The 7,594-nt window shown below is 68.3% G+C and carries 6 protein-coding genes; 3 read left to right on the top strand and 3 right to left on the bottom strand.

Annotated features, from left to right (window positions below; genetic code table 11):
* Positions 1–169: 169 nt before the first annotated feature.
* The 3 genes from galT to ACFWGZ_RS37455 are packed head-to-tail and all read right to left on the bottom strand — an operon-like array spanning position 170 to position 4,036.
* Positions 170–1,258, bottom strand: a complete 1,089-nt coding sequence (galT, locus tag ACFWGZ_RS37465) for a galactose-1-phosphate uridylyltransferase (protein WP_382456335.1) — start codon at positions 1,256–1,258, stop codon at positions 170–172.
* Positions 1,255–2,052 (bottom strand): DeoR/GlpR family DNA-binding transcription regulator, encoded by a 798-nt coding sequence (locus ACFWGZ_RS37460; RefSeq protein ID WP_330854225.1) that lies wholly within the window; start codon positions 2,050–2,052, stop codon positions 1,255–1,257. Before ACFWGZ_RS37460 ends, galT begins: the two co-directional genes overlap by 4 nt.
* Before the next feature lies 1 nt (position 2,053).
* Positions 2,054–4,036, bottom strand: coding sequence for a beta-galactosidase (locus ACFWGZ_RS37455; RefSeq protein WP_382456334.1), 1,983 nt, complete (start codon positions 4,034–4,036; stop codon positions 2,054–2,056).
* 242 nt (positions 4,037–4,278) lie between these two features.
* Between ACFWGZ_RS37455 and ACFWGZ_RS37450 the strand changes: the two genes are divergently transcribed.
* From ACFWGZ_RS37450 to ACFWGZ_RS37440, 3 genes are read left to right on the top strand one after another with little or no spacing between them, the layout of a single operon-like run.
* Entirely contained in the window at positions 4,279–5,589 is a 1,311-nt protein-coding gene (locus ACFWGZ_RS37450; protein WP_382456333.1) for an ABC transporter substrate-binding protein, read from the top strand.
* Complete coding sequence (locus ACFWGZ_RS37445; RefSeq protein ID WP_382456332.1) at positions 5,586–6,539, top strand: carbohydrate ABC transporter permease; 954 nt, start codon at positions 5,586–5,588, stop codon at positions 6,537–6,539. The genes ACFWGZ_RS37450 and ACFWGZ_RS37445 overlap by 4 nt, the downstream gene beginning before the upstream one ends.
* On the top strand, positions 6,536–7,435 hold the full coding sequence (locus ACFWGZ_RS37440; RefSeq protein ID WP_382456331.1) for a carbohydrate ABC transporter permease: 900 nt from the start codon (positions 6,536–6,538) through the stop codon (positions 7,433–7,435). Before ACFWGZ_RS37445 ends, ACFWGZ_RS37440 begins: the two co-directional genes overlap by 4 nt.
* The last annotated feature ends 159 nt before the right edge of the window (positions 7,436–7,594 follow it).

Below are 7,594 nucleotides of genomic sequence, written 5' to 3'. Positions count from 1 at the left end.
AGCCGGGTTCCGGCGACGACGGGCCCTGCTCCCGCGCGCCGGAGTCTGTCTGACCGGCGCTCGTCGGCGCGGAGTGGGGCTCTTCCGGCTGCTGCGCTGGCTTGTTGCTCTCGGTCATGCCCATAGTCTCGGGTGTCGTCCTGAGAGCAGCCTTAAACCAGCCTGGGAGCTACTTGTGTGTTCCCCGGAGCCGCTCGGCGATCTGCTCGGGCGTCACGTCGTTGATCCACACGGCCTCGCCGGACTCCGAGCCCGCGAGGTACTTCAGCTTGTCCTTGGTCCTGAGCACCGAGAAGACCTGCAGGTGCAGCCACATCTCCTCGCGGCCGGCGTTGACCGGCGCCTGGTGCCACGCGGCGATGTAGGGCAGCGGGCGGTCGTAGAGCGCGTCCAGGCGGTGCAGCACCTCGAGGTAGAGCGAGCTGAAGTCGTCACGCTCCACAGAGGACAGCGCGGCGAGGTCCGGCACCTGGCGGCGCGGCGCCAGCACGACCTCGACGGGCCAGCGGGCGGCGGCGGGCACGAACGCCGCCCAGTGCTCCGACTCCGCGACCACGCGCGCGCCCGCGCGGAGCTCGGCCTCCAGCACGTCGCCGAACAGCGGCCGGCCGTGCTCCGCGTGGTAGTCGAGCGCCGCCGAGAGCATCCGCTCGGTGCGGGGCGTCACGAACGGGTAGGCGTAGATCTGCCCGTGCGGGTGCGAGAGCGTCACGCCGATCTCTTCGCCGCGGTTCTCGAACGGGAAGACCTGCTCGACGCCTGGCAACGTTGACAGGAAGGCGACGCGGTCCGCCCACGCGTCCACGACGGTGCGCACGCGCGACTCGGACAGCTCGCCGAACGACTTGTTGTGGTCGGAGGTGAAGCACACGACCTCGCACCGTCCGCGGCCGGGCGCGCGCACGAACAGCTCCTCGCCGTCCACAGTGGACGGCACGTCGGGCACGTTCTGCGCCAGCGACGGGAACCGGTTCTCGAACACGACGACGTCGTAGTCGGACTCGGGGATCTCGGTGGGCCTGCCCGGCGTCGACGGGCACAGCGGGCACAGGTCCGCCGGCGGCTTGTAGGTGCGCGTCTGGCGGTGCGCCGCCATCGCGACCCACTCGCGGGTCAACGGGTCCAGCCGCACTTCGGACATCGGCTGCGTCGCGGGGAGGTCCCGCGTGTCCACCGCGATCCGCGGTGGCGCCTCAGCGCTGTCGTCGAAGTAGAGGATCTCCCGGCCGTCCGCCAGCTTTCCCGCGGTACGCCTCACGCCAACTCCTCGCCACTTCCCGGTACATGGGCCAACACCAACTCGCCGACCTGCTCGGTGAGGATCGCCCGCGCGTCGTCGGGCAAACCCTCGTCCGTCACCAGGACGTGCGCCTCGTCGAGGTCGGCGATCGTGGAGATGCCCACGGTGCCCCACTTCGTGTGGTCGGCGACCACGACCACGCGCCCGGCGGCGTCGACGAGCGCGCGGTCCGTTTCACTCTCGTTGAGGTTGGGGGTGGTGAAGCCGGAGCGCTCGGCCATGCCGTGCACGCCCAGGAACACCACGTCGAGGTGCAGCGACCGCAACGCGTTCACGGCCACGGGGCCGACCAGCGCGTCGGACGGCGTGCGCACGCCACCGGTCAGCACGACCGTGCGGTCGGTGCGGCCGCTCTGCTGCAGCACGTCGGCGACGCGGATAGAGTTCGTCACGACCGTCAGGTCCGGGATGTCGTCGAGGAACCGGGCGAGCGTCCACGTCGTGGTGCCCGCGGACAGGCCGATGGCGGTGCCGGGGCGCACGAGGCCCGCGGCCAGTGCCGCGATCGCCTCCTTCTCGGGCAGCTGCCGGACCGACTTGGCCTCGAAGCCGGGCTCGTCGGTCGAGCGCCCGACGACGGACGTCGCGCCGCCGTAGACCTTCTCCACCAGTCCGCGCGAGGCGAGCACGTCGAGGTCGCGGCGCACGGTCATGTCCGAGACACCGAGGCGGACCACCAGGTCGCTCACCCGCACGGCACCGGTCCGGCGGACCTCCTCGATGATCACCGCTTGCCGCTGACGTGCCAGCACCTCACACCTCTTCCCTGAGGACGACGACGTCCCCGGCTCGCACGGTGAGGTGTCCGGAGACCTGCGTGCCGGACAACACGTCGACACCGGACGCCTCGACCTGCGCGTCGGTGTCGGAGTGGTTGACGGCGAAGAGCCACGATACGTCGCCCTTGCGCCTGACGAGCTCGATCGCGGAGTGCGACACCGCAACGCCCGCACCGGAAAGCGCGTTTTCAACCGTTCGGCCCAGACCGTCCTCGTCGAGGTCGCACGCGACGTACCACGCGACGCCGTTGCCGAACGCGTTGCGCGTGATGGCGGCCACCCCGGGCAGCGGCCCGTCGGTGTAGGAGGCGACGACCTCGGCGGTGCGGGTGTGCAGGTGCTCCGTCCACAGCGAGGCGGCCGACCCGTCGGTCAGCGAGACGCGTTCGCCCTGGCGCAGCGGGAAGAACTCCTCCGACCACGCGCCGAGCACGTCGCGGAACGCGCCGGGGTACCCGCCCAGCCGCACCCGCGTGTGCTGGTCGGCCACGCCGGACAGGTACGTGACGACGACGTGGCCGCCGCCCGCCACGTAGTCCGCGATCACGGCGGCGTGCGCGTCGGACACCGCGTAGAACGCCGGCACGACGACCAGGGAGTAGGCCGAGAGGTTCGTGCCCGGTGCGACGAAGTCGACCGTGACACCGGCCTGCCACAGCGCCTTGTAGTACCCGAGGACGTGCCGGTAGTAGTCGAAGTCCGCCGTCGGGTGCGCGTCCTGCCGCAGCGCCCAGTTCGACTGGAAGTCGTAGAGGACGGCGACGGAGGCGTCCACAGTGGAACCGAGGACGTCGCCGATCTTCGCGTACTCGGCACCGACCTCGCAGACCTCGCGGTACACCTTGGTGTCCGTGCCGGCGTGGGGCACCATCGCCGAGTGGTAGCGCTCGCTGCCGCCGCGCGACTGCCGCCACTGGAAGAACAGCGTGCCGTCCGCGCCGCGGGCGATGTTCTGGTACGAGTGCCGCCGCATCTCCCCCGGCAGCTTCGCGATGTTGCGGTGCTGCCAGTTCACCGCGGACGTCGAGCTCTCCATGAGCAGCCACGGCTTGCCGCCCGCGAGACCGCGCACGAGGTCGGCGGACATCGCCAGCTCGACGTGCCGGTCGGGCGACTCGGACAGCGTGTAGTGGTCGTTGGAGACGAAGTCGACCTCGCGCGCCCACTTCCAGTAGTCGAGGTCGCCGAAGGTCCAGTTGACCATGAAGTTCGTGGTGACCGGCACGTCCGGCGTGATCATCCGCAGCACGTCGCGCTCGGACTTGTAGAGCTCGAGGATCGCGTCGTCGGTGAACCGGTCGTAGTCGAGCACGTGCGCCGGGTTCGAGAACGTCGGCGTGACGCGCGGCGGCAGGACCTGCGCGAAGTCGGTGTAGCCCTGACTCCAGAACGCCGTCGACCAGGCGTCGTTGAGCTGGTCGAGCGTGTAGCGGGCCGACAGCCACTCGCGGAACGAGGCCGCGCACGTGTCGCAGTAGCAGCGCTTCACGTGGCAGGCGTACTCGTTGCCGACGTGCCACGCGGCCAGCGCGGGGTGGTCCCTGTAGTGCGCCGCCATCTCCCCCGCGAGCGCCGTGGCGCGGTCGCGGTAGATCGGCGACGACGGGCAGTAGGCCTGCCGCGAGCCGTGCGAGAGCCGCACGCCGTCCGCGCGGACGGGCAGCATCTCGGGGTACTCGGCCGTGAGCCAGGGCGGCGGCGCGGCGGTCGCGGTCGCGAGGTCGACGCGGATGCCGCCCTCGTGGAGCAGGTCCATCACGCGGTCGAGCCAGTCGAACCGGTACTCGCCCTTGCTGACCTCGATCCGGCCCCAGGAGAAGATCCCGAGGCTCACGATGGTCACGCCGGCTCGGCGCATGAGCTGGACGTCCTCGGCCCAGACGTGTTCTGGCCACTGCTCGGGGTTGTAGTCCGCCCCCCAGCCGAGGCCCGGCATCTCCGTTGGCCAAGTCGTCACGGCGGCAAGCCTGGACGACAACAACCCCCAACGTCAACACAAGCAAACACAAGTTCGCGTTCGGGTCTGTTCAGCGGCCAGAACCAGCGATGTCGCACGCGACCGTCAGGATGCGTGCTGTGCACGGGTTTAACAGCTCCGTAACGGGACTTGACATGCTGTATGACTGCGACCACATTGTGCGCAACTTTGTTTGAGTCCTGTTCGGTTCGCACGAGCGGGTGTCACCTGTAGGAGCGATGATGGTTCGGTACACGCCTGGTTCCACTCCGTTGCCGCAATTCGGGCGGCGCGCGATGCTGCGGGCCATGATGGCCGGCGCGGGCGTCGCTGCGACCAGCGGTCTTCTCGCGGCGTGCGGCGGCGGCTCGGGCTCCGGCGGTGACGCCAAGACGGTCACCTTCGGCAACAACCTGTCCGACCAGGTGCCCAAGGACGCGATCACGGCCGCGCTGAAGGGCTTCGAGGGCCAGTCCGGCGGCCTGGCCGTCACGATCAACACCAAGCAGCACGAGCAGTACCAGGAGCAGATCAACAACTACCTGCAGGGCAAGCCGGACGACGTGCTCGCGTGGTTCGCCGGCTACCGCATGCGGTTCTTCGCCGACCAGGGCCTCACCGGCGACGTCAGCGAGCTGTGGAACAAGATCGGCGGCAACTACTCCGACGCCCTCAAGCAGGCGTCGACGGCCACCGACGGCAAGCAGTACTTCGTGCCGTTCACGCAGTACCCGTGGGGCATGTTCTACCGCAAGAGCCTGTGGCAGGAACGCGGCTACGCGGTGCCGAAGAACCTCGACGAGCTCGTCGCGCTCTCCACGAAGATGAAGTCCGACGGCCTGGTCCCGATCGCCTTCGCCCAGAAGCAGGGCTGGCCGGGCATGGGCACCTTCGACCAGCTGAACTTCCGCATCAACGGCTACCAGTTCCACGTCGACCTGCTGGCCGGCAAGGAGGACTGGCAGGACAAGCGGGTCAAGGAGGTCTTCGACACCTGGAAGCGGCTGCTGCCGTTCCACCAGGAGAACGCCCTCGGCCGCGAGTGGCAGGAAGCCGCGCAGTCGTTGCAGCAGAAGAAGTCCGGCATGTACCTGCTGGGCTCGTTCCTCGGCCAGCAGTTCCCGGACGCCGAGAAGGACGACCTCGACTTCTTCCCGTTCCCGGAGATCAACCCGACGCACGGCACCGACACGGTCGAGGCGCCGATCGACGGCTACATGATGGCGAAGAAGCCCGGGAACCCCGAGGGCGCGCTCAAGCTGCTCGAGTACCTGTCGACGGCCGAGCCGCAGCTCACCTACCTGAAGTCCGACGCGTCCGTGGTCGCGACGAACCAGAAGGCGGACACCTCCGGCTACAACTCGCTGCAGAAGAAGGCGGCCGAGGTCATCAAGGGCGCCAAGCACATCACGCAGTTCCTCGACCGCGACACCGACCCCGGCTTCGCGAGCGAGGCGGCCACCAACGGCCTCATCGCGTTCATCAAGGACCCGAACAGCGTCGACTCCGTGCTCAAGGGCATGGCTGACCAGGCGAAGAACATCTTCAAGTGACCGCACTGCAGGAGAAGCCGAAGGCGACGGCCCCCGACGGGCCGCCGCCTCGTCGGCGTGGAAGACGTGCCACCGCCCTCGCGGGCACGGACAGGCTGGTGCTCGGGCTCATGCTCGGCATCCCCACGATCGTGCACCTGCTGTTCGTGTGGATCCCGACGCTGGGCTCGGTCGCGCTGTCGTTCAGCCGCTGGAACGGCATCGGCGGCTTCGAGGACATCGAGTGGATCGGTGTCGGCAACTACGTCGAGATCTTCACGGAGTACCCGCGCTTCTGGCCGGCCGTCCAGCACAACCTGATCTGGCTGGTGTTCCTGCTGGTCGTGCCGACGTCGGCCGGCCTGCTGCTGGCCGTGCTGCTGGACCGCGAGCTCAAGTTCAGCCGGGTCTACCAGAGCGCGCTCTACGTGCCGATGGTGCTGTCGCTCGCCCTGGTCGGGTTCATCTGGCAGCTGATCTACACGCCGGACGGCGGCCTGCTGAACTCGGTGCTGGGCCTCGACAAACCGGTCGACTGGATCGGCGACTCGGACATCAACCTCTACGCGGTGCTCGTCGCGGCCGCGTGGCGGCACACCGGCTACATCATGCTGCTGTACTTGGCGGGCCTGAAGTCCGTCGACCCGGCGCTGAAGGAAGCTGCGGCGCTGGACGGCGCGTCCGCCTCGCAGACGTTCTTCCGCGTCACGTTCCCGGTGATGAAGCCGGTCAACATCGTCGTGCTCGTGGTGACGGTGATCGAGGCGCTGCGCGCGTTCGACATCGTGTACGTCATCAACAAGGGCCGCAACGGGCTCGAGCTGCTGTCGGTGCTGGTCACCGACAACATCATCGGCGAGGCGTCGCGCATCGGCCGCGGCTCCGCGGTGGCCGTGGTGCTGCTGACGATCTCGCTGGGCTTCATCATCACGTACCTGTACCAGGTGTTCAGCAAGGAGAACCGGACGTGACGGCGACCTTGGAACGCCCAGTTGCCGCTGTGAAGAAGCGGTCGGTCACCCCCGCCCGCATCGCGCTGCACGTGTTCCTCGTGCTGACGTGCCTGATGACGCTGGCGCCCCTGCTCTGGGCCGTCTACGCGTCGCTGCGGACCTACGACGACACGTCGGTCAACGGGTACTTCTCGATCGCGAAGTCGCTGACGTTCGAGAACTTCACGAAGGCGTGGGAGATCGGCGACCTGCCGCACTTCTACTGGAACACGCTGCTGATCACGATCCCGGCGATGGTCCTGACGCTCGGCCTGAGCTCGATGGTGGCGTTCGGCGTCTCGCGGTTCAGCTTCAAGTTCAACATCGCGCTGCTGATGCTGTTCACCGCCGGCAACCTGCTGCCGCAGCAGGTCATCGTCACCCCGCTGTGGCGGCTGTACCGGCTGATCGAGGTGCCGGCCTGGGTGTCGGAGAGCGAGTCCCTGATCGACTCGCAGCTCGGCGTGATCCTGATCCACATCGCGTTCCAGATGGGGTTCTGCACGTTCGTGCTGTCGAACTACATGAAGACGATCCCGTACGAGCTGACCGAGGCCGCCAGGGTGGACGGCGCCTCGGTGTTCCGGCAGTACTGGCAGCTGACCCTGCCGCTGTGCCGGCCCGTGCTGGCCGCGCTGGCGACGCTCGAGTTCACCTGGATCTACAACGACTTCCTCTGGGCGTTGGTGCTGATCCAGGACGGCGACAAGATGCCGGTCACGTCTGCTCTGCAGAACCTGAAGGGGACGTTCTTCACCGACAACAACCTGATCGCGGCCGGGTCGCTGCTGGTGGCGCTGCCGACGCTGGTGGTGTTCTTCGTGTTGCAGCGGCAGTTCGTGGGTGGGCTGACGCTGGGGTCGACGAAGGGCTGAGGTCGGCATTCCGGACTGTCGGAGGGGCGAGGCCGGTCGGCCTCGCCTCTCTTCGTTGCATCACTCGAATGTGGCGCCGTGATCACGACGGCAGCGCGTGCTGTTGCGAGTGGGCCGATCCCCCGGCACGCACGAAAGGGGGCGGAGACCACGTGGTCC

The sequence above is a fragment of the Lentzea sp. NPDC060358 genome (genome assembly GCF_042725365.1).
In the GTDB taxonomy this organism is placed as follows: domain Bacteria; phylum Actinomycetota; class Actinomycetes; order Mycobacteriales; family Pseudonocardiaceae; genus Lentzea.
Note: the sequence above shows the minus strand (reverse complement) of the source record. Positions and strands in the feature narration are given on the sequence as shown.